The sequence below is a fragment of the Micromonospora sp. H61 genome (assembly GCF_018070325.1).
Taxonomy (GTDB): Bacteria; Actinomycetota; Actinomycetes; order Mycobacteriales; family Micromonosporaceae; genus Micromonospora; species Micromonospora salmantinae.
The window spans coordinates 23,426-44,115 of sequence record NZ_JAGPXY010000024.1; the positions used below are offsets into that span (position 1 = coordinate 23,426).

Here is a 20,690-nt window from a genome sequence, read left to right on the forward strand (position 1 = left end):
GCCGATGTTACTGAGCGGCCCGCGCAGTGCGCCCGGAGTGGACGGTCAGCGACCGTCGTCCGTTCAGCCGGTGGTGGTCCGTGCCGGCGCCGGCACCTGCAGGAGATCGAGGCAGTTGCGCCACAGCGTCTCCAGTTGGGTCGGATCGTTCAGCAACTTCGCGAGCAGGACCCGCCCCTCGATCTGGGCGACGATCGATCGGGCGGCCTCCCGGCTGTCGACCGCCGGGCCCGCCAGGCCGCGCTCCTTCGCCTCGACGACGACCTGCTCGATGAGGCTGATCTGCTCCTCGAAGATCTCCTGGAGCCGGCCGCGGATCTCCTCGGCCTGGTTGCTGAGTTCGAGGGCGAGGTTGCCGAACAGGCAGCCCGCGACCACGCCGGCCTTCTGCTGGCCGACGCGCTGGACCTCTTCGGTGGCCTCGAACAGGTCCCGGAGCCGCTGTAGCGGGTCGCGCTCGCTGCCGAGCAACTGCTCCCACTGGCGGCGCTGGGTGATCCAGTGCTCGTCGATGACGGTGCGGGCGAGCGCCCGCTTGGACTCGAAGAAGTAGTAGAAGCTGCCCTTCGGCACGCCCGCCGCCGCGCAGATCTCGGCCACGCCGAGCGCCGTGTAGCCGCGCTGCTCGATCAGCGTGGCGGCCGCGTCGAGGATCTTGTTCTTCGCGTCACTGGTTCGACCCATGCCTCGACGATACACGACCGGTCGGCTAGCCTTTAGTAGACCAGTCGTCTAGTGAAGGTGGTTTTCTCATGAACAGCAGTCAGAGCCAGAAGGTCGTCGTGATCACCGGCGCCTCGCAGGGCATCGGCGCCGACCTCGTGGCCGCCTACCGCAAGCTCGGGTACGGCGTCGTGGCGACCTCGCGTTCGATCGGCGCGTCCGACGACCCGGAGATCGTCACGGTCCGGGGCGACATCGCCGAGGCCGACACCGCCGAACGGGTGGTGCGTGCCGCACTGGACCGATTCGGGCGGATCGACACCCTCGTGAACAACGCCGGTGTCTTCGTCGCCAAGCCGTTCACCGACTACACCGACGAGGAGTTCGACCTGGTCACCGGGGTCAACCTCGCCGGCTTCTTCCACCTCACCCGACGCGTCCTGCCGCACCTGCTGGCTGAGGGCTCGGGGCACATCGTCAGCATCACGACCAGCTTCGTCGACCAGCCCAGTTCGCACGTTCCGTCGGTGCTCGCGTCGCTGACCAAGGGCGGCCTCAGCTCGGCCACCAAGTCCCTGGCCATCGAGTACGCGGCTCGCGGCGTACGGGTCAACGCCGTCGCGCCCGGCATCATCAAGACCCCGATGCACCCGGTCGAGACGCACCAGACGCTCGCGGGCCTGCACCCGGTCGGCCGGATGGGCGAGACCAGCGACGTCGTCGACGCCGTCCTCTACCTCGAGTCCGCCCCGTTCGTCACCGGCGAGATCCTGCACGTCGACGGCGGGCAGAACGCCGGTCACTGATCCCCGCCATACCCAGTCCGTGGATCCCGCCGATGTGCCGGGCCGGATTCGCACCGCCGGTGCGGATCCGGCCCGGCGGCGGCTGGTGGAGACACCCCGCGCGACCAGGTCATCGCCGACGCGGCCCGGCTGGTCAACGCCGCTGGTGCGATCGGGGTCGCCGGTGTGTACCCGGACCGGGACCCACACCCAGGGCCCGGCGCGCAGTGTGCCGTCACGAACTGCGCGTAAGGGACGTCAGGGCACTGACCCGTCGTCCGGTGCACGGCGTTGCAGGACGATGGCCATCGATTCGTGCGGCCGGTAGAGGCGTGGGTCACATCAGCCGCCCGAGGGCTCGTGGTGCGCCTCGCGTACGGCGCCGGGCTGGCGCCCGATTCCCATCGTTCGATGGCCTGACGTGTGCGCTGCGTTACCGGACGCACCGTCCCCGAGGCATCTTGCCTGGTGGGAAAGCTGCGGGAACGGCCGGGGTCAATTGGCACGTTGTCGCAGGTGGGCGTGGGTGCTGCAGTCATGCCAGGGGTACCGCGAGGGGCTGCCGTGGTCGCTGTGGCGGACGAACACTGTGCGACATCTATATTGCCGGATTGTTACTTTTTCAACAGTCCCTCGCCTTGCGGATGGCCCTTCGGCCGCAATACGTTGCCGTCAACAACAAAACCAAGTGAAGGTTCAACCTTCCGGAGGCAACCGATGACGTTGGCGAGGTGGTACGAGCGATGAGCGACGTGCCCATCCTCCTTGAGATGCGCTCCATCACCAAGGAGTTTCCCGGAGTCAAGGCCCTCTCCGACGTCAACCTGGTGGTTCGCGCCGGCGAGATCCATGCCATCTGCGGCGAGAACGGCGCGGGCAAGTCCACCCTGATGAAGGTGCTCAGCGGGGTGTACCCGCACGGCACCTACGACGGCAAGATCACCTACCAGGGGTCGGAGAGCAAGTTCTCCGACATCCGGGCCAGTGAGAACGCCGGCATCGTGATCATCCACCAGGAGCTCGCGCTCATTCCCGGGATGTCGATCGCCGAGAACATCTTCCTCGGCAACGAACCGCGCAAGCGGGGCGCGATCGACTGGAAGGCCGCGAACCGGATGGCGCTGGACCTGATGGCCCGGGTCGGTCTGGAAGAGGACCCGGACACCCTGATCAAGGACATCGGGGTCGGCAAGCAGCAGCTCGTCGAGATCGCCAAGGCGTTCGCCAAGGACGTGAAGCTGCTCATCCTCGACGAGCCCACCGCGGCGCTCAACGAGGCCGACTCCAAGCACCTGCTGGACCTGCTGCGCGGGTTCCGCTCCCGCGGCATCACCTCGATCATGATCTCGCACAAGCTCAACGAGATCGAGGCGATCGCCGACCAGATCACCATCCTGCGCGACGGCCGGACCGTGGAGACCCTCGACGTCAAGGCGGACGGGGTCGACGAGGACCGGATCGTGCGGGGCATGGTCGGCCGCGAGCTGAGCAGCCGGTTCCCGGACCACACGCCGAAGATCGGCGAGGTCTTCTTCGAGGTCCGCGACTGGAACGTCCGGCACCCGATCTCCGCCGAGCGGCAGGTCTGCAAGAACGAGAGCTTCGTGGTGCGCCGCGGCGAGATCGTCGGCTTCGCCGGTCTCATGGGCGCGGGCCGAACCGAACTCGCGATGAGTGTCTTCGGCCGCTCCTACGGGGTGTTCGAGTCGGGCACGATCATCAAGGACGGCAAGGAGATCGTCCTGAAGTCGGTGGCGGATGCCATCGACAACGGCCTCGCCTACGTCAGCGAGGACCGCAAGGCGATCGGCCTCAACCTGCTCGACGACATCAAGACGTCGACGGTGGCAGCCAAGCTGTCCAAGATCTCGCACCACGGCGTCCTGAACGAGGTCGAGGAATACCAGGCGGCTGAGTCGTACCGCAAGGAGTTGCGGACCAAGGCCCCGACTGTCGACGAGAGCGTCTCCAAGCTCTCCGGCGGCAACCAGCAGAAGGTCGTCCTGGCCAAGTGGATGTTCACCGACCCGGACCTGCTGATCCTCGACGAGCCGACGCGCGGCATCGACGTGGGTGCCAAGTACGAGATCTACGGCATCATCCAGCGGCTCGCCGACCAGGGGAAGGGCGTCATCGTCATCTCCTCGGAGCTGCCTGAGCTGATCGGGCTGTGCGACCGCATCTACACCGTGTTCGAAGGCGCCATCACGGGCGAGATCGCCCGGGCGGACGCCACCCCGGAAACCCTCATGAAGCAGATGACCTCGACGAAGAAGATGGCCACACGATGAGCCGATTGAAGGACCTTCAGAAGAACCTGTTCGGAGGCACCACCTCCAACGCTCGCCAGTTCGGCATGATCTTCACCCTGGTGGCGATCGTCGTCCTGTTCCAGATTCTGACCGACGGCCTCACCCTGCGGTCGGACAACCTGATCGCGCTGTTCCAGCAGAACTCGTACATTCTGATTCTGGCCATCGGCATGCTCATGGTGATCGTGGCCGGGCACATCGACCTCTCGGTCGGCTCGGTCGCCGCCTTCGCCGGCATCCTGGTCGCCAAGTCGATGACCGAGTGGGACCTTCCCTGGCCCGCTGCCATCGTGTTCGGCCTCGCCATCGGCGCGGTGATCGGCGCCTGGCAAGGCTTCTGGGTGGCCTACATCGGGGTGCCGGCGTTCATCGTCACCCTGGCGGGCATGCTGCTCTTCCGGGGCGGCAACCAGTTCATCGGTAACGCGAGCACCGTCCCGGTGCCGGAGGGCTTCCGGGAGATCGGCTCCGGCTTCCTGCCCGAGTTCGGCCCTAACACCGGCTACAACAACGCCACGCTGCTGCTCGGCCTGGCCGCGGCGTTGGCGGTGGTGTGGCGCGAGATCCAGTCCCGCAAGACCCGACGGGCGATGGACGCCGACCCGGCGCCCATGTGGATCTCCATCCTGCGGATGGCCATCATGGTCGGCGTCATCGCCTTCGCGGCGCTGCGCTTCGCCAGCGGTCGCGTCGGCACCAGCTTCCCGATCTCCGGCATCATCCTGCTGGTCCTGGTCATCGCGTACTCCTTCTACACCCGCAACACGGCCGGTGGCCGGCACATCTACGCGGTGGGCGGCAACTCCCGGGCGGCCGAGCTGTCCGGTGTGAAGCTCAAGCGGGTCAACTTCTTCGTCATGATGAACATGTCCGTCCTGGCCGCGCTGGCCGGCATGATCTTCGTGGCCCGTTCGGCGGCCTCCGGACCGCAGGACGGCAACGGCTGGGAACTGGACGCCATCGCCGCCGTCTTCATCGGTGGCGCGGCCGTCGCCGGCGGTATCGGCACCATCAGCGGATCCATCGTCGGTGGTCTCGTCATGGCCGTGCTCAACAACGGCCTCCAGCTCATGGGTGTCGGCACCGACCGCGTCCAGATCATCAAGGGCCTGGTCCTGCTGCTGGCCGTCGCGATCGACGTCTACAACAAGAGCCAGGGGCGTTTCTCCATCATCGGGAGCCTGATGCGGCCGTTCCGCCGCGAGGACTCCGTCCCACCCGCCTCACCGCCGGACGCGGAGCGCAAGCCCGCCAAGGCAGCGGTGTCCGGCTGACGGCCACCGACCTCTCTACCCGCCTCACCATCTAGAAAGGCAAGTCCTCACCATGCGTAAATTCTTCGGCACGTCGGTGGTGGCCATCAGCGCCGCCGCCATGCTGGCCCTCGCCGGCTGCGGTTCCGGCCGCGACGCCGACAGCGGCTCCGGCGGCGAGGCCGCCAAGGGCTTCCCGGCGAACTCGCTGATCGGCGTGGCCCTGCCGGCCAAGACCTCGGAGAACTGGGTCCTCGCCGGTGACCTGTTCAGCAACGGTCTCAAGGAGGCCGGCTTCCAGGGTGACGTGCAGTACGCCGGCGCGTCGACCACTGTCGCCGACCAGCAGGCCCAGATCACCGCCATGGTCACCAAGGGTGCCAAGGTCATCGTCATCGGCGCGACCGACGCGGCGCAGCTGTCGACCCAGGTCGCGGCGGCCCACACGGCCGGCGTGAAGGTCATCGCCTACGACCGGCTCATCACGAACACCCCGGACCTCGACTACTACGTCGCCTTCGACAACTTCAAGGTCGGCCAGCTGCAGGGCCAGGCCCTGCTGGACGGCATGAAGGCCAAGAAGCCGAACGGCCCGTACAACATCGAGCTGTTCTCCGGCTCGCCGGACGACAACAACGCCGGTGTCTTCTTCAACGGCGCCATGGACGTGCTCAAGCCGGAGATCGACAAGGGCAACGTGGTCGTCGCCTCGGGTCAGAAGGACGTCAAGCAGACCGCCATCCAGGGCTGGAAGGCCGAGGGTGCGCAGGCCCGCATGGACCAGCTGCTGACCTCGACCTACGGCAACAAGGAGCTGGACGGCGTCCTCTCCCCGAACGACACGCTGGCCCGCGCCATCCTGACCTCGGTCAAGGGTGCTGGCAAGCCGACCCCGATCGTCACCGGTCAGGACTCCGAGGTCGAGTCGGTCAAGTCGATCGTCAAGGGCGAGCAGTACATGACGATCAACAAGGACACCCGCAACCTGGTGAAGGAGACCATCAACATGGTCAAGGCTCTCCAGGCCGGCGACAAGCCGCAGGTGAACGACACCAAGTCCTACAACAACGGCAGCAAGGTCGTCGACACGTACCTGCTCCCGCCGGTCGCCGTCACCAAGGCGAACGCGGCTGAGGCGTACGCCACCGACCCGAAGCTCGCGCCGCTCACCAAGTAATCACCGCACGGTAGGTAGTAACGCCGATGGGTCCCGGGTCTCCTCTACCGGGACCCATCGTCGTCCCTGCACCCCCGCACCAACCGGCCTCGACCCGGAAGGAGGTCTGACCGTGGCGACACCAGTACGGGCCAGGCCAGCCGGCGTCGGCCGCAACGCCGAATCCCCGCTGCCGTCGGTCCCCGGCGCCAGCCAGGAGGAGATCCGGCGGCAGAACCTCGGCGCTGTGCTGCGTTACGTCCACCTGCACGGACCGACGTCCCGCGCCGAGCTGACCAGCCGGCTCGGCCTCAACCGAAGCACCATCGGCGCCCTCGCGGCCGACCTGGTCACCAGCGGCCTGGTCACCGAGGAGGCGCCGACCACCGCCCGCCGCGCCGGCCGCCCCTCGCTGGTGGTCAGCCCCCGCTCCGACCGGGTCTACGCACACGCGTTGAGCATCGACGCGGACCGGCTGCGTGCCGCCCGGGTCGGCCTCGGCGGGCAGATCCTCGATCTGCGGGAGATCCCCCGACCCAGCGGCATGTCGGCGATCGAAGCCGTCGGTCCCCTCGCCGACCTGGTCCGCGACATGGAACGCTCGGTGGCCGGCGACGCGCTGCTGGTCGGCGGCGCCGCCGCGGTCACCGACACCACCCGCGACCCGGACGGCAGGCTCCGGATCGCCAGCATCGACGAGACGCTCGGCGCCGCGCTGGAGGCGGAGTTCAGCTCCGGCCCGGGTTTCGTGGCCGGGGACCTGGCCGACATCGCCGGCCTGGCCGAGCACGTCCGGGGTGTCGCGGTCGGCATCGACGACGTCATCTACCTGCACGGCGACCTGGGCATCAGCGCCGGCATCATCGTCGGTGGCCGACTGGTGATCGGCCACCGGGGTCACAGCGGCAAGGTCGGCCACATGGTCGTCAACCCCAACGGCCTGCCCTGCGGCTGCGGTTCACGCGGCTGCTGGGAGACCGAGATCTCCGAAGCCGCGCTGTTACGGCACGCCGGCCGTGACCCGAGCGACCGCGCGGCGGTGGCCGAGGTGCTGCGCGCCGCGGCGGAGGGCGACCCGACCGCCCGCGCGGCGGTCGAGCAGGTGGCGGACTGGCTCGGCTTCGGCGTGGCGAACCTGGTCAACGTGGTCAACCCGGATGCAGTGGTGTTCGGTGGCTCGCTGCGCGACATCTTCACCGCCGGTGCGGACGTGGTCCGGGACCGGCTCGACACCATGCCACTGCCCGCCTCCCGCGAGCACCTGCGGTTGCGGGCGGCGGCGCTCGGCCGCGACGCCGTCCTGATCGGCGCCGCCGAGCTGGCGTTCGACAAACTCCTGGCCGACCCGTTGAACGTCGGCGTCGCGGGCCAGGTCGGGACAGCCGAGCCCGAGTAGCCGCGACTCCCTGCCGGTGCCGGCCCGGGTTCGGAACGCGTGGCGCGTGAACTCATCGTCTGCCGCGACGGTTACCGCTGGCCCCACCCTGCCCTCACTCGGTCTGGTCGTCATTCCCGAACGCGTTATCGTACGTTGTACGGTAAGGTGGCCGTTCAGTTTCGGGAGGGGAGCGCTGTGACGACAACAGTCGACGCGATAGTGGCCCAAGGGCTGCGCAAGCGGTATCGGGACCGGTACGCGCTGGACGGGTTCGACCTGCGGGTGCCGCGGGGAACGGTGTGCGGCCTGCTCGGCCCGAACGGGGCCGGTAAGACCACAGCGGTACGGATCCTCTCCACCCTGCTCCGACTCGACGAGGGTCGTGCCGAGGTGGCCGGCTTCGACGTGACCCGCCAGCCCGACCAGGTCCGCTACCGCATCGGACTGGTGGGGCAGCATCCCGCGCTCGACGAGGCGCTGAGCGGCCGGCAGAATCTGGTGCTCTTCGGCCGGCTGTTCCACCTGGGTCGCCGTCGGGCCCGCCAACGGGCGGGCGAGCTGCTGGAACATTTCGGTCTCGCCGACGCCGCCGAGCAGCCGGTCAGCACGTACTCCGGGGGCATGCGCCGACGGCTCGACCTGGCGGCCGGCATGATCCTGGCCCCCGCGGTCCTCTTCCTCGACGAGCCCACCACCGGGCTGGACCCGCGTGGCCGCAACGAGGTGTGGGAGTCGGTCCGGGAGTTGGTACGCACCGGCACCACAGTGCTGCTCACCACCCAGCAGCTGGACGAGGCCGACCAACTCGCCGACCGGATCTCAGTGGTCGAGGCCGGACGGGTAATCGCCGAGGGAACTCCGGACGACCTCAAGACCCGGCTCGGCGGCGATCGGATCGAGGTGGTCGTCGCGGCGCCGACCGACCTTGCCGTCGCCGTCGCCCAGATACGCCGGGCGGCCGACGACGAACCGACTGTCGACGTGGACCGGCGGATGGTGAGCGTCCGGGTCGGTCACCAGGCCGGTGCGCTCGTCGACGTGCTGCGGGCGCTCGACGCCGTGAACGTCCCGGTGGCGGACGTCGCGCTGCGCCGCCCAACCCTGGACGACGTGTTCCTGCACCTCACCGGGCACCGGGCGGCGTCGGCCGAGGTGGCGGCATGAGCGCGGTGAGCACGCCGGCCCCGCCGGTGGATCTGACGCCCGGCCGGCCCACCCTCCTGGCCGACAGCGGCACGCTGATCTGGCGCGGCCTGGCCCGGTGGCGACGCGATCCCGGCCCGCTGATCGCCTCGCTCGGCTTCAACATCCTGATCGTGCTGATGTTCGCCTACCTGTTCGGTGGCGCGTTGCAGGTGCCCGGCGGCGGCAGCTACCGAGAGTTCCTGATGCCCGGCATGTTCGTGATGACCATGGTCTTCGGCATCAGCCTCACCACGATCGCCGTTGCCGAGGACCTGGAGCGCGGGGTGACCGACCGGCTCCGATCGATGCCCGTCTCACCGCTGGCGCCGCTGGCGGCCCGGGCGGTGGCCGACATGCTGTTCGCGCTGGTCACCCTCGGGGTCCTGCTGCTGACCGGTCTCGCAATCGGGTGGCGGGCACACGGTGGGGTCGGTGCCACACTGGCGGCGGTCGGGTTGATCCTGCTGCTGCGTTTCGCCCTGATCTGGGTCGGCATCTTCCTCGGGTTGGTCACCCGCGGGCAGACGGCAGTGGTGGCCGTGCAGACCCTGGAGTTTCCGCTCGGCTTCCTCTCCAACGCGTTCGTCGCACCGTCCACCATGCCCGCCTGGCTCGGTGCGGTGGCCGCGTGGAACCCGCTGTCGGCAACCGTCGGCGCCACCCGTGAGCTGTTCGGCAACCCCGGTTGGGGCGGCGACTCCTGGGCGGCGCAGCACTACCAGTTGCTGGCGGTGCTCTGGCCGCTGGTCCTGGTCGCGGTCTTCCTGCCGCTCTCGGTCGCCCGGTACCGACGGCTGGCGGGCTGAGCCGCGCGGACGCGGAGTTCGACTCTCTGGGCCCGATCGGTGTCGGTGGCCGTCGTCAGGCTCACCGGCGTGGACCTGCACCGACTCGATCGGGCCCAGGCGGGTGATCGCCGAGGCCCCCGCTCCCCGACGAGCACCGTCGCCCAACTAGGCGATCCGCCGGATCCGGCGCACCGCCAGGTAGAGCAGGAGCACGGCGAGGGCGACGAAGATGCCCGTCTCGATGCCCTGGAACAGCCAGAACCGGTCCGCCGGCTGGTAGAGCTGCCAGTTGTACGCGCCCGGTTCGACGCCCAACTCGGCGCCGCAGACCCGACCGTCCGGCCCCTTCCCGCCCGGTGGGCACTGAATCCGGGTGTCCTCCGCGATCATCGTTCCGTCCGGGTTCCGGACACCCTGGGTGAGGATCCAGTCCCCCCGGCTGACCTCCGGCGGCCCGTCCCCCTCGATCGGAAAGGTCTTGGTGCGGGCTGCCTGGTAGTACGGCCGGGCCAGGATCTCCACCGCCGCTCGTACCCCGATGAACCCGGCGAGGGTGATGCCCATGGCGGGCAACATCCGCTTCCACACCGTGCCGGCGAAGATGCCGAGCGCCACGGCGAAGAGGGTGTAGCCGATCGGGGCGATGCCCTGCAGATCGAAGACGATCATGCCGAGTCGGCCCTCGTGGGCGGCCTGGTTGAGCGGGTCGACCCACCAGGACATGCCCAGCCCGTAGACCGCCGCGAGGATCACGACAGCCGCGCCGACCAGCCCGAACTTCACCAGGGCCCACCGGTTGCGGCCGACGCCCTGGGTCCAGACGAACCGGTGCGTGCCCTGCTCCACCTCACGGGCGACCAGCGGGGCACCCCAGAACAGGCCGACCAGTGCCGGCAGGGTGATCAGCAGTACGGCCACCAGGTTGAGGCTGCCGTACTGGTTGCCAAAGCGTCGGAAGCCCGCGTCGCAGGTCTCGCGGGTCGTCTGCGCCACGTCGGCGCGGGCGAGTTGACTGACGCAGTCCACCAGCCCGAGGTCGCTGAAGGTGTTCCGCATCGCCAGGCCGATCGGCACCAGCACCGCGGCGAGTGCCGCGAACCCCAGCAGGGTGTAGAACGCCTGCTTGCGATGTTGCCGCCAGGTCAACCAGATCATGCCGCTACCCCCCACTCGCTGTGACTGGTCTTCGTGGTGCCGTCGGCCAGGTAGGCCAGCACGACGTCCTCCAGGCTCACCTCGCGGACCGTCCAGGCCGGATCGGTGACCGGCCCGTCGGTGCGGACGAGCAACGTGGACTGCCGGTCGGTGTGGCTGGCCCGGATCACTGCGGCGACGCCCCCGACAGCGCCACCGTCGTGTCGCGGCCCGACGAGCTGCCGGTGCCCCGCGACCAGGTCGTCGACAGTGCCGGTGAGCTGCACCTGGGAGGCGTTCAGCACGATCAGGTAGTCGCAGACGCGTTCCAGGTCGGCCAGCAGGTGCGAGGAGAGCAGAACTGTGGTGCCCGACTCCGCGACGCTGCCCATCAACGACTGGAGGAACTCCCGTCGAGCCAGGGGGTCGAGGCTGGCGACCGGTTCGTCGAGCAGCAGCAGCCGCGGCTGCTTGGCCAGTGCCAGAGCCAGCGCGACCTGGGCCCGTTGACCGCCGGAGAGCTTGCCGACCGGCTTGTCCGGCGGGATGCCGAGCTGCGCCAGCCGAGTACGGGCCAACGCCGCGTTCCACCGCTTGTTCAGCTTGCCGCCGGCGACGACCAACTCGGATGCCGTGAAGTCCCGGTACAGCGGGGTGTCCTGGGCGACGAACCCGATGTCGGCCAGCCCCTCCGTGTCGCCGTACGGGGACCGACCGAACACCCGGACCGTGCCCGCGTCGGGCTTGAGCAGCCCGACGGCCAGGTGCAACAACGTGCTCTTACCCGCGCCGTTCGGCCCGACCAGCGCGGCGATCCGGCCGGTCGGCAGATGCAGCGAGCAGTCCCGCAACGCCCAGGTGCTGCCGTACCGTTTGCCGAGCCGGTCTGCTTCCAAGACCATGTCCATTCCTTGTCCTCTCGTTCCGTCCACGCCACCGCTTCGCGGTCGCACGAGCGCTTGCGGTGCCTGATGGTTCGTTCGCTCTGCTCGCTCACGCGGGCTCCTTCTGCGGGGCGTCGTCGGCGAGGGTGGCGCGCAGCGTCGTCTCCACCAGGGCGATGACGTCCTCGGCCGTGAGACCGGCCGCTTGCGCCCGGTGCAGCCAGGCCACCAGGTCGTCGCGCAGCTCGGCCTGGTTGGGCAGGGACGCGCTGGCCAGGGTGCGTTGGACGAACGTGCCCACCCCGGGTCGGCCGCCGACCAGACCCTCGATCTCCAACTCCCGGTACGCCTTCAGCACCGTGTTCGGGTTGATCGCCAGGGATTGCGCGACGTCCCGGACCTTCGGCAACTGGTCGCCCGGTGTCAGCAGGCCAACCCGTAGCGCCTGTTTCACCTGCTGCACGAGCTGCATGTAGGTGTTCACCTTCGACCGGCTGTCCAGTACGAACTCGATCACTCCCGATGATCCTTCCTGTTGTCCTACGACAGTAGGACTAATAGACAGCTTCATCGGTGACCCACCGGCTGTCAAGCCCGGCGCGGCACGTTCTGTTCGGGCACGGCGCGTCTCGTCCGGCGCGCCGCGCGCTCGCCGGCGGCGCATCGGACCCTGCCCGGCGCGGCGGGCCGACCCCGGTGGCACCGGCAGGCCACCGGTTGGCACCCAAGGGTCAGTCCGCGGGGAAGGGACCGGCAGCGATTTGTGTGGACGGGGAGGTGTTCGGTGGTCACCAACGAACTGACGACGTCGAGGGCGACTCCACTGCAGGCCGCTCGCGCCCGGGGCCGCGTACGCGGGCGGTTGATCCTGCTCGGCCCGGCGTTCGTCGCCGCCGTCGCCTACGTCGACCCCGGCAACTTCGCCACCAACTCCGCCGCCGGCGCCCGGTACGGCTACCTGCTGGTCTGGGTCGTGGTGGTGGCCAACCTGATGGCGATGCTGGTGCAGACGCTCACCGCGAAGCTGGGTCTGGCCACCGGGCGCAGCCTGCCCGAGCTGTGCCGGGAACGCCTACCCCGGCCGGTGAACCGGGTGATGTGGGTGCAGGCCGAGTTGGTCGCCATGGCCACCGACCTGGCCGAGGTGATCGGTGGCGCGGTCGCCCTGTACCTGCTCTTCGGCATCCCCCTGCTGCCCGGCGGGATCATCATCGGCACTGCCGCGTTCGCCGTGCTCGCGCTGCGCTCGCGCGGGTACCGCGCCTTCGAGGTCGTCATCGCCGTCCTGCTCGGGGTGATCGTCCTGGCCTTCGCCGCCAACCTGCTCGCCTCCGGCTCCGATCCCGCCTCGGCCATGGCCGGTCTGGTGCCGCGCCTACAGGGCACGGACAGCGTGCTGTTGGCCGCCGGCATCCTCGGCGCGACAGTCATGCCGCACGTCATCTACGTGCACTCCGCGCTCACCCGCGACCGCATTCCCGCCGCCGACGACACCGAGCGCCGGATCCTGTTCCGCGGCCAGCGCACCGACGTGCTGCTCGCCCTGAGCGCGGCCGGCGCGGTCAACCTCGCCATGCTGCTGATCGCCGCGGCCAGCTTCCGGGGCGGCGGCCCGGGCGGCGCGGACAGCCTGGAGGGGGTGCACGCCGGGCTCGGCCAGACCATCGGGACCGCCGCCGCGTTCGGGTTCGCCGTCGCCCTGCTGGTCTCGGGGCTCGCCTCCACGAGCGTCGGCACCTACGCCGGAGAGGTGATCATGCAGGGTTTCCTGCGTCGGCGGGTACCGCTGCTGCTGCGTCGGCTGGTCACCCTGCTGCCCGCGCTGGCAGTGCTCGCCATCGGCCTCGACCCGACCCGGGCGCTCGTGCTGTCCCAGGTCATCCTCAGCTTCGGCATCCCGTTCGCGCTGATCCCGGTGGTCGCCTTCACCCGTCGGCGTGACCTGATGGGCAACCTGGTCAACCACCCGCTCACCACCGCCGCCGCGTCCCTGGTGGCCGTGCTGGTGGTCGCGCTCAACGCGTTCCTCCTCTGGCAGGTCGTCGCCGGCTGAGCCGGCTGGTCGGCGGTGCCGGCTGAGCCGGATGGTCGGCGGTGCGGGCTGAGCCGGGCCGGCTGCCTGGGCCCGGACACTCGTACGAGCGTTATACCTGTGAGTCATTTTTATGACTCACAGGTATAACCATCGAGGACCATGTCGGGCCGGGAGCCCGTGTGGGTAGCCGGATCCGTGTACGTGGGCGGCACCTGTGTGGGTGACCGGAGCCGCGTGGGTGGGCCAGGCCCTGTGGGTGGCCGGGCCCGTTCCGAGGGCAGCCCCGCCTTGGCGGTGGAGCCGCTTGGCGGCCGAAGCCGGCTCGGGGCGGGTGTGGTCAGGTGCGACGCCCCTCGTCGCGGGCCGGGATCTCCTGGCGCTGTTCGAGGGCGTCCGCCGGGTTGGCGTCGGCCGGCAGCGACGTCACCTCCTCGAGCGCGCCCGCCGGGAAGGCGCCCTGCTCGGCCAGGTCGGCCTCGGCCGCCTCCGGGTCCACGTCCCCCGACACCCGGTCCGGCGGCCCGACGTCGAACGCGTCCTGCCGTTGTTCCAGGGCATCCGCCTCCGGCGGAGGGAACGTGCCGCCCTGTTCGTCCCGGTACGTGCTCATCGGAGCCTCCCACCCGGCGGGTGTCGACATGCCGCCGGGCCGCTGCCTACCCGCCAGCGCCGCACTCACGCCGGCACGCCGGTCAGCGTCACGACCGGCGGCAGTGGCCCGCGGTCGGATTCCGTACCGTGGTGGCCGCCCCCAGTTCCCAGGCGCAGCGGGTGCCCGTGAACGACGAAGAGCGCCGGCGGGGTGTCGATCTCGTCGAGGTCGTGGCCGGGAAAGACCTCGGTGAGGATGGCGGCGGCCTCGGCCCGGTCGGGTTGCGGTCGGCGCGTCCCCCCGATGACCGCCGACCGTGGCCGGGATCAGCCAGGATGGGCGGGTGGCCGGTCACGGCCGCGACGAGGAGGGTGGGCGATGCGGGTACGTGGACGGTTGACCTGGGGGCGGCGTGCTCGTGCGGGGGCGGTACTGACCGCGTTGCTCGCGGGCATGCTGCCCCCGGCCGTGGTGCTGGTGCCGGCCGCTGCCACGGCGGGCGCGGCAGCGGGGACGCCGGTCTGCCAGGTGCGCGACGACCGGCTGCGCGAGATCTCCGGGATGGTCGCCACCGACGACGGGTACGTGGTGATCAACGACGGGGCCGACGACGAGGCCCGCCGCCGGATCTTCTTCCTCGACCAGCGCTGCGCTGTGGTGCGCACCGTCTCCTTCCCGTCCCGGCCCCGCGACACCGAGGACATGGCCATCGGCCGGGACGGCACCGTCTGGGTCGCCGACATCGGCGACAACGACCGCACCCGGACGACTGTCGGCGTGTGGCGGCTCGCGCCGGGGGCGAAGCAGCCGGTGCTGCACCGGATGACCTACCCGGACCGTCCGCACGACGCCGAGGCGCTGCTGCTCGACGCGTCCGGTCGGCCGCTGATCGTCACCAAGGGCGGCAGTGGCACGGTCTTCCTGTACGCGCCGACCACCGCGTTGCGGCCGGACGCGCCGACGCCGCTGACCGCGCTCGGCCAGGTGACAGTGCCCTCGACCACGACCAGCAATCCGTTCTCGTTCCTGGGCCGCGGGGTGATCACCGGCGCGGCGAGCGCACCGGACGGACGGCGGGTGGCGCTGCGCAGCTACGCCGACGCCTTCGAGTACGACGTGCCCGACGGCGACGTGGTTCGCGCGTTGACCACCGGCACCCCGCGGATCACCCCGTTGCCGGACGAGCCCCAGGGCGAGTCGATCACCTACAGCCGGGACGGGCGGTCGTTGCTGACCGTCTCCGAGTCCGCCGGTCAACCAGCCGGCACCCGCCCGACGATCCTGCGCTATCCGGCCACGGCCACCACGGTCACCGCCGCGCCCTCCACGGAGTCCGTCGACCCGGTGTCGCCCACTGCGGTCCGTCCGGCCGCCGGAGAGGTCGACGGCGGAGAGGGCGCGCGGACCTGGCCGCTGGCCCTCGGCGCGGGAACACTGCTGATCCTGCTCGGGTTGGCCGGCGTGCTGCGGTGGAGGCACACCGCGCGCCGGTGAGCGGGTCGGTCCTGCGGCAGGATGGGGGGATGTCCGTCCTGTCCACGTTGCGCCACCCGATCATCGCCGCCCCGATGGCTGGTGGCCCGTCCACGCCTGCGCTGGTGGCCGCCGTGTCCGCCGCGGGTGGGCTGGGCTTCCTCGCCGCCGGGATGATCGACACCGGCCGGCTGGTCGCCGACGTCGCCGACGTCCGCGCGCGTACCGATCGGCCGTTCGGCGTGAACCTTTTCCTGCCCGACCCTGGCGACGTCGACGAGGCCGCCGTTCGGGCGTACGCCGAACGGCTTGCCCCGCAGGCCGCGCAACGCGGCGTGAGCCTGGGCGAGCCGGTGGGCGGCGACGACGCGTACCCGGAGAAGCTGGCCGCGTTGCTCGCGGACCCGGTCCCGGTCGTGTCCTTCGTGTTCGGGCTGCCCGACCGGGCGGCGGTGACCGCCCTGCGCGAGCGGGGCACCGAGGTGTGGGCCACCGTCACCCGCCCGGACGCCGCGACCGCCGCCGCCGACCTGGGTGTGGACGCGGTGGTGGTGCAGGGCACCGAGGCCGGTGGGCATCGCGGCGGCCTGCCGGACGACGACGACTTCGGGTTGCTGCCGCTGCTCCGGCTGACCGCCGCTCGCTGTGACCGGCCGTTGGTGGCCGCGGGTGGCCTCGTCGACGGGCCCTCGGTGGCCGCCGTGCTGGCTGCCGGCGCCGCCGCCGCGCAACTCGGCACGGCCTTCCTGCGCTGTCCGGAGGCGGGCAGTTCGCCGATGCACCGGGCGGCGGTGGCCGGTGCCGCGCCGACCGCGTTGACCCGGGCGTACACCGGTAAGCGGGCCCGTGGCGTGGCCAACGACTTCCTGCGCGAGCACGACGCGGTGGCACCGCGCGGTTACCCCCAGGTGCTGCACCTGACGCGTCCCCTGCTCGCCGCCGCCCGGCGCGACGCGGACGCATCGGTGGTCAACCTGTGGGCCGGGCAGGCACACCCGCTGGCTCGGGACATGCCGGCGGCGCAGGTGGTCGCCGAGGTGAGCGCCCACGCCCGGGCCGCGCTGGCCACAGTGGTCGAGCGGTCCAGCCGCTGGGGCTGACCAGGACGCCGGCAACCGTCTCGGGCGGGCGGGACAGGCCGGGCGGGGCAACCCGTTAGAGTCTCGCCGTGATGGAGATCGGTGCGCAGGTCGAGCTTTCCCACCCGGCTGAGCGGGTCTGGCGCGCCCTGACCGATCGGGAGTTGCTCGGCCGGTGGTTCGCCGAGGCCGAGATGGTCGAGGGCGTACCGGACCGGATGCTGCTGCACACCGCCGGTCTGCCCGGCTTCGAGGCCAACGTCGAGGTCGAGGTGACCGAGCGGCAGGAACCGGACCTGCTCGTGCTGGCCTGCGACGAGGCAGGTCGGCTCAGCGAGCTGACCTGCACGGTCACGACCACGAAGCAGGGCTGCCGGCTGGAGCTACGGGAGGTCAGCACGCACGGCGCGTGGTCCGCCGAGCAGCACGAGCCGCGCGAGCAACAGCTCCGGCAGGCGCTGACGGTACGGCTGCCGGCCATCCTCGACTGGCTCGCCTTCCAGCAGGTCGACCTGCGCCGGGCCGACGGTGGGATGACCGCGGAACTGCCGCTGATCGGCGTACGCGGCAGGGCCGGCCGCAACCCTCGTCGGCGTCGCACGCTGGTCGCCGTGGTCGCGGGTGCCGTGGTGGTGGCGGGTACGGCGGCATGGGTGACGTTGCCGCCCGACTCGAAGCCGTCCGCCGCGCCCGCGCCGACCGCGACCGCGTCGCCTACCGTGACGGCCGGCACGGTGACCGTCGCCCCCACGGCGACCCCCTCGGCGCGCCCCTCCCGGACCACCGCGTCGGCGACCACCTCGCCGAGTCGGACCCCGTCGGCGAAGCCCTCGCGGACACCCGCGTCGGCTGCGCCACCGCCACCTCCACCACCGGCGCCCGTCACGGCCCGATACGAGACCGACTCCGACCGACTGTTCGGCTACACCGGCGAGATCGTGGTCCGCAACCCCGGTGGCGCACCGGTGGCGGACTGGGCAGTGGTGGTCACCCTCGCCGAAGGCACCACAGTCGACGACGTCGACGGCGCGAACTGGCGACAGGACAGACAGGTGATCACCTTCACCGGAGCCGCCCTGGCGGCCGGGGGATCCCAGACGATCAGCTTCGACGTCCGCGACAGCCGGCCGAACGCCCGGGAGCCGGAGGGCTGCACGATCGGCGGGCAACAGTGCGCGGGCCTCTGACTAGGCTGCCGTCATGGCACTGCTGCACAGGGCGACCCTGCACCCCACGAAGCTGGACCTGCTGACGGCCTGGCTGCCCGACCGACAATGGTTCGCCGGACCGACCGGCGTCGAGGTGGTGAGCCGGGGCGCCTACCGCTTCGACGACCCGGCCGGCGAGGTTGGCATCGAGACGATGCTGGTCGGTGCCGCCGACGGGCCGGTCCACCATGTTCCGCTCACCTACCGCGCCGCGCCCCTCGAGGGTGCGGACAGCTGGCTGGTCGGCACCACCGAGCACTCGGTGCTCGGCCGGCGCTGGGTGTACGACGGCTGCGTCGACCCGGTGTACGCGGCCGCGCTGGCCCACGCGATCCTCACCGGCAGCGGCCAGGCGGAGCAGTACTTCGAGGTCGACGGCCGGCGCGAGGTGCGTGAGCCGACGGTGACTGTCGTCGTCGACGGCGCCCCCGACGCCCAGGTGCCGGTCGTCGGCGCGGTGCGACGGGTGGTCGACGAGGACCGCACGCTCATCGACACCGACACCGTCGAGCTGGTCGTCGTGCGCCGGCCGGGAGCCGGGGCCGACGGGCCGGCCGGGGGCACGCTGCGCGGCAGATGGCACGGTCAGTCCACGACCGTGCCTTTGGCGTACGCCAGGACGCGCTGATCGGTGTGCGGTGGGCGGCCCGATCGCTCGGGCCGCCCACCGCTGTCACCACTGCGCCGGAGGCGGGGGCGGCGACACGGGCGGCCGGTCGTCGCAGGTGATGGTGTTGGGCAGCAGCCACGGCGCGAGCCACCCGCCGTCGTTGCCGCCGAGGTCGGTCAGTGTGAACTCCGAACCGGCCGGGGTGAAGTGGAACGATCCGCAGTTGTTGACGCCGACCGCGCCAACGTTGCGGGCGTCCACGTTGGCGAACGAGGCGGAGCCGGCCGCGCGGGCGCTGACCACCGAGGTGCCGGTGCCGTCGACCCGGACGTCCCGGAACCGCGCATCGGAGATCGAGTAGAGATCCTTCACCGGCCAGTCACTGACCAGCATGATCGCGTTGTACGTGTTGTCCAGGTACGCGTCGCCGGTCACCTCGATGGGCGCCTCGATGCTGCGATCCAGGGCGAAGACCCAGATCGCGCCCAGCCCGATGTTCCAGTTCAGCTCGTACGTGCCGGCGCGGGCGGTGGTGTTGTTGGTGAACCGCAGGTACCCGGTGAACGGCTCCGCGCCGAAGCGGGCACCGGCGTGCAGGCCGCTGCCCTCGCGTACCGGGTCGGCGACCAGGTTGTGCGAGACGGTGGTGTCGGTGCCGCCGTAGATGGCGATGCCGTTGGCCAGGGTCGGTGACTGCACTGTGTTGTGGTCGAACGTGTTCCGCGCGTTGGCGGTCTTCTCCGACCACATCGCCAGGCCGTCGTCGCCGGTGTTGCGGACGAAGTTGTGCGACACGAGGGAGTCGGTCACGCCGGTGTGGAAGTTGAGCGCGTCGGCGATCTGGTCGACGATGACGTTGTTGGTGACCCGGACGTTGCGCATCGGGCCGTCGAACCACAAGCCGGCCTTGGTGTGGTGCAGGTAGAGCCCGTCGATGGTGGAGTCGCTCATCGCCCCACCGATCGCGTTGACCTGGTCGGTGTCGATGCGCTCCCGCACGTCGCCCTCGATGGCGAAGCCGGAGAGGTGCACGTTACGGCTGCCGCCGTCGGTGGCGTCCCGACCGTAGAACCCGACTCCGGTGTGCATCGAGCCGTCCGGTGCGGGGGTCGGCAGGGCGACCTCGCGGCCCTTGATGGTGGTGTACCAGTTGCCGGCGCCCTCGATGGTCACGTCGTCGACGATGATGTGCCGGTTGACCTGGTAGGTGCCCGGCGGGACGTACACCTTGAGGTGGGCGCGCCGAGCGAAGGCGATGGCCCGGTCCAGCGCGTCGGCGGAGTCCCGCCGGCCGGTGGGGTCGGCGCCGAAGGCGAGCACGTTCGCGGCGAGCAGCCGGACGTGTGGCGGCGCGACCAACTCGGAGTCGAGCAGGTCGATGACGGTCCAGGCGGCGGCGCTACCGGGCGGCGCGGTGAGCCGGACCTTGTCGCCGGCCCGGTAGGTACGCCCGAGCAGCAGCCGCTGCTCGTCGTAGAAGTGGGTGGGCCGGAACGGCTTGTCGATGCTCGGGTACGGCGTGGTGGCCGACGGCACGCACTGGCACTCGGTGATCCACCAGTCCGGGTGCAGCAGCCCGGCCTGTGGGTCGTTGGTGAACGGGTACTGGTTGTAGAGCCACGAGTACTGCGACGTGAGCGTCATGGTGCGCAGGTGCTTGCCGTTGACGGCGACCCGCAGCGGGGCGGTGATCCCACCGCCCTCTGGCGCGTCCGGGATGCTGTACCGCACGGTGACCCCGTTCGCCGCGCTGGGCAGGACGAACTCCACGTACTCCCCGGGGGTGAGCCGGACCGCCCGGCGGCCGGAAGCCTCCGAGGGCAGCGTGTAGGCGGTCCGGTCGGGCCCGATGATCTCGCCGTTGGTGCGGGCGTTCTCCGCTTCCTGCTCAAGGAAGTCGACGTCCGCGCCGCGTCCGGCGACCAGCGCCGGATCGAGTGCGGCCCGGGTGACCACCGGCTGCGCGCCGACGGGCGCGGGTGGACTGGCGGCGGCCGCGGTGGGCCCGGCGACCAGCACGGCGAGACCGGCCGCGAGCGCGACGGCGGTGCCGCTGGGCCGGCCGGGGCGTCCCCGCGCCGGCGTGAGGCTGCGAAACATCGGTGACCCTCCTGGGTGGGTGGTGGTGGAGGTCCGCCCGGCGTTCCCCCAACGC

At 70.7% G+C, this 20,690-nt stretch carries 18 protein-coding genes; 12 read left to right on the forward strand and 6 right to left on the reverse strand.

The features are described 5' to 3' along the window. Positions 1-63: 63 nt before the first annotated feature. Complete coding sequence (locus KBX08_RS14685; protein WP_210784049.1) at positions 64-684, reverse strand: TetR/AcrR family transcriptional regulator; 621 nt, start codon at positions 682-684, stop codon at positions 64-66. Between the two features lie 68 nt (positions 685-752). On the opposite strand from KBX08_RS14685, the gene KBX08_RS14690 reads away from it, so the two are divergent. The 7 genes from KBX08_RS14690 (at position 753) to KBX08_RS14720 (ending at position 9,538) form a co-directional block, all read left to right on the forward strand. Continuing rightward, complete coding sequence (locus KBX08_RS14690; protein WP_210784050.1) at positions 753-1,469, forward strand: SDR family NAD(P)-dependent oxidoreductase; 717 nt, start codon at positions 753-755, stop codon at positions 1,467-1,469. Positions 1,470-2,191: 722 nt separating this feature from the next. After that, positions 2,192-3,739, forward strand: coding sequence for a multiple monosaccharide ABC transporter ATP-binding protein (gene mmsA, locus KBX08_RS14695; RefSeq protein ID WP_210784051.1), 1,548 nt, complete (start codon positions 2,192-2,194; stop codon positions 3,737-3,739). Further along, positions 3,736-5,034: a multiple monosaccharide ABC transporter permease gene (mmsB, locus tag KBX08_RS14700; RefSeq protein WP_210784052.1), complete on the forward strand. Its 1,299-nt coding sequence runs from the start codon at positions 3,736-3,738 to the stop codon at positions 5,032-5,034. The genes mmsA and mmsB overlap by 4 nt, the downstream gene beginning before the upstream one ends. A gap of 52 nt (positions 5,035-5,086) precedes the next feature. Next, positions 5,087-6,190, forward strand: coding sequence for a sugar-binding protein (locus tag KBX08_RS14705; RefSeq protein WP_210784053.1), 1,104 nt, complete (start codon positions 5,087-5,089; stop codon positions 6,188-6,190). Between the two features lie 112 nt (positions 6,191-6,302). Then, positions 6,303-7,565, forward strand: a complete 1,263-nt coding sequence (locus KBX08_RS14710) for an ROK family transcriptional regulator (RefSeq protein WP_210784054.1) — start codon at positions 6,303-6,305, stop codon at positions 7,563-7,565. A 177-nt stretch (positions 7,566-7,742) separates the two neighbouring features. Further along, positions 7,743-8,711 (forward strand): ATP-binding cassette domain-containing protein, encoded by a 969-nt coding sequence (locus KBX08_RS14715; protein ID WP_210784055.1) that lies wholly within the window; start codon positions 7,743-7,745, stop codon positions 8,709-8,711. Then, positions 8,708-9,538, forward strand: coding sequence for an ABC transporter permease (locus KBX08_RS14720; protein ID WP_210784056.1), 831 nt, complete (start codon positions 8,708-8,710; stop codon positions 9,536-9,538). The genes KBX08_RS14715 and KBX08_RS14720 overlap by 4 nt, the downstream gene beginning before the upstream one ends. A gap of 147 nt (positions 9,539-9,685) precedes the next feature. On the opposite strand, the gene KBX08_RS14725 is transcribed toward KBX08_RS14720, so the two are convergent. From KBX08_RS14725 to KBX08_RS14735, 3 genes are all read right to left on the reverse strand, one after another. Continuing rightward, entirely contained in the window at positions 9,686-10,675 is a 990-nt protein-coding gene (locus KBX08_RS14725) for an ABC transporter permease (protein WP_210784057.1), read from the reverse strand. Next, complete coding sequence (locus KBX08_RS14730) at positions 10,672-11,562, reverse strand: ABC transporter ATP-binding protein (RefSeq protein ID WP_210784058.1); 891 nt, start codon at positions 11,560-11,562, stop codon at positions 10,672-10,674. Before KBX08_RS14730 ends, KBX08_RS14725 begins: the two co-directional genes overlap by 4 nt. Positions 11,563-11,647: 85 nt before the next feature. Beyond that, positions 11,648-12,055 (reverse strand): GntR family transcriptional regulator, encoded by a 408-nt coding sequence (locus tag KBX08_RS14735; protein ID WP_112678633.1) that lies wholly within the window; start codon positions 12,053-12,055, stop codon positions 11,648-11,650. Positions 12,056-12,322: 267 nt separating this feature from the next. On the opposite strand from KBX08_RS14735, the gene KBX08_RS14740 reads away from it, so the two are divergent. Then, positions 12,323-13,591: an Nramp family divalent metal transporter gene (locus KBX08_RS14740; protein ID WP_112624877.1), complete on the forward strand. Its 1,269-nt coding sequence runs from the start codon at positions 12,323-12,325 to the stop codon at positions 13,589-13,591. 319 nt (positions 13,592-13,910) lie between these two features. On the opposite strand, the gene KBX08_RS14745 is transcribed toward KBX08_RS14740, so the two are convergent. Then, positions 13,911-14,183: a hypothetical protein gene (locus KBX08_RS14745; protein WP_210784059.1), complete on the reverse strand. Its 273-nt coding sequence runs from the start codon at positions 14,181-14,183 to the stop codon at positions 13,911-13,913. 360 nt (positions 14,184-14,543) lie between these two features. Between KBX08_RS14745 and KBX08_RS14750 the strand changes: the two genes are divergently transcribed. The 4 genes from KBX08_RS14750 (at position 14,544) to KBX08_RS14765 (ending at position 18,553) form a co-directional block, all read left to right on the forward strand. Next, entirely contained in the window at positions 14,544-15,659 is a 1,116-nt protein-coding gene (locus KBX08_RS14750) for a hypothetical protein (protein ID WP_247669420.1), read from the forward strand. Between the two features lie 29 nt (positions 15,660-15,688). Continuing rightward, positions 15,689-16,738, forward strand: a complete 1,050-nt coding sequence (locus KBX08_RS14755; RefSeq protein WP_210784060.1) for a nitronate monooxygenase family protein — start codon at positions 15,689-15,691, stop codon at positions 16,736-16,738. 71 nt (positions 16,739-16,809) lie between these two features. Then, complete coding sequence (locus KBX08_RS14760) at positions 16,810-17,904, forward strand: SRPBCC domain-containing protein (protein ID WP_247669429.1); 1,095 nt, start codon at positions 16,810-16,812, stop codon at positions 17,902-17,904. Between the two features lie 13 nt (positions 17,905-17,917). Continuing rightward, positions 17,918-18,553 (forward strand): hypothetical protein, encoded by a 636-nt coding sequence (locus tag KBX08_RS14765; protein WP_210784062.1) that lies wholly within the window; start codon positions 17,918-17,920, stop codon positions 18,551-18,553. A 45-nt stretch (positions 18,554-18,598) separates the two neighbouring features. Here KBX08_RS14765 and KBX08_RS14770 read toward each other — a convergent pair whose 3' ends face one another. Then, the gene (locus KBX08_RS14770; RefSeq protein ID WP_210784063.1) at positions 18,599-20,635 is read right to left on the reverse strand and encodes a glycosyl hydrolase family 28-related protein; all 2,037 of its coding nucleotides are present in this window, start codon (positions 20,633-20,635) and stop codon (positions 18,599-18,601) included. Positions 20,636-20,690 lie beyond the last annotated feature (55 nt).

Bases quoted from the DNA above. Each gene is read 5' to 3' on its own strand.
- KBX08_RS14685 (WP_210784049.1), bottom strand. From the start codon at position 684: ATGGGTCGAACCAGTGACGCGAAGAACAAGATCCTCGACGCGGCCGCC.
- KBX08_RS14730 (WP_210784058.1), bottom strand. From the start codon at position 11,562: ATGGACATGGTCTTGGAAGCAGACCGGCTCGGCAAACGGTACGGCAGC.
- KBX08_RS14750 (WP_247669420.1), top strand. From the start codon at position 14,544: ATGCGGGTACGTGGACGGTTGACCTGGGGGCGGCGTGCTCGTGCGGGG.
- KBX08_RS14770 (WP_210784063.1), bottom strand. From the start codon at position 20,635: ATGTTTCGCAGCCTCACGCCGGCGCGGGGACGCCCCGGCCGGCCCAGC.
- KBX08_RS14690 (WP_210784050.1), top strand. From the start codon at position 753: ATGAACAGCAGTCAGAGCCAGAAGGTCGTCGTGATCACCGGCGCCTCG.
- KBX08_RS14725 (WP_210784057.1), bottom strand. From the start codon at position 10,675: ATGATCTGGTTGACCTGGCGGCAACATCGCAAGCAGGCGTTCTACACC.
- KBX08_RS14755 (WP_210784060.1), top strand. From the start codon at position 15,689: ATGTCCGTCCTGTCCACGTTGCGCCACCCGATCATCGCCGCCCCGATG.
- mmsA (WP_210784051.1), top strand. From the start codon at position 2,192: ATGAGCGACGTGCCCATCCTCCTTGAGATGCGCTCCATCACCAAGGAG.
- KBX08_RS14720 (WP_210784056.1), top strand. From the start codon at position 8,708: ATGAGCGCGGTGAGCACGCCGGCCCCGCCGGTGGATCTGACGCCCGGC.
- KBX08_RS14745 (WP_210784059.1), bottom strand. From the start codon at position 14,183: ATGAGCACGTACCGGGACGAACAGGGCGGCACGTTCCCTCCGCCGGAG.
- mmsB (WP_210784052.1), top strand. From the start codon at position 3,736: ATGAGCCGATTGAAGGACCTTCAGAAGAACCTGTTCGGAGGCACCACC.
- KBX08_RS14760 (WP_247669429.1), top strand. From the start codon at position 16,810: ATGGAGATCGGTGCGCAGGTCGAGCTTTCCCACCCGGCTGAGCGGGTC.
- KBX08_RS14705 (WP_210784053.1), top strand. From the start codon at position 5,087: ATGCGTAAATTCTTCGGCACGTCGGTGGTGGCCATCAGCGCCGCCGCC.
- KBX08_RS14765 (WP_210784062.1), top strand. From the start codon at position 17,918: ATGGCACTGCTGCACAGGGCGACCCTGCACCCCACGAAGCTGGACCTG.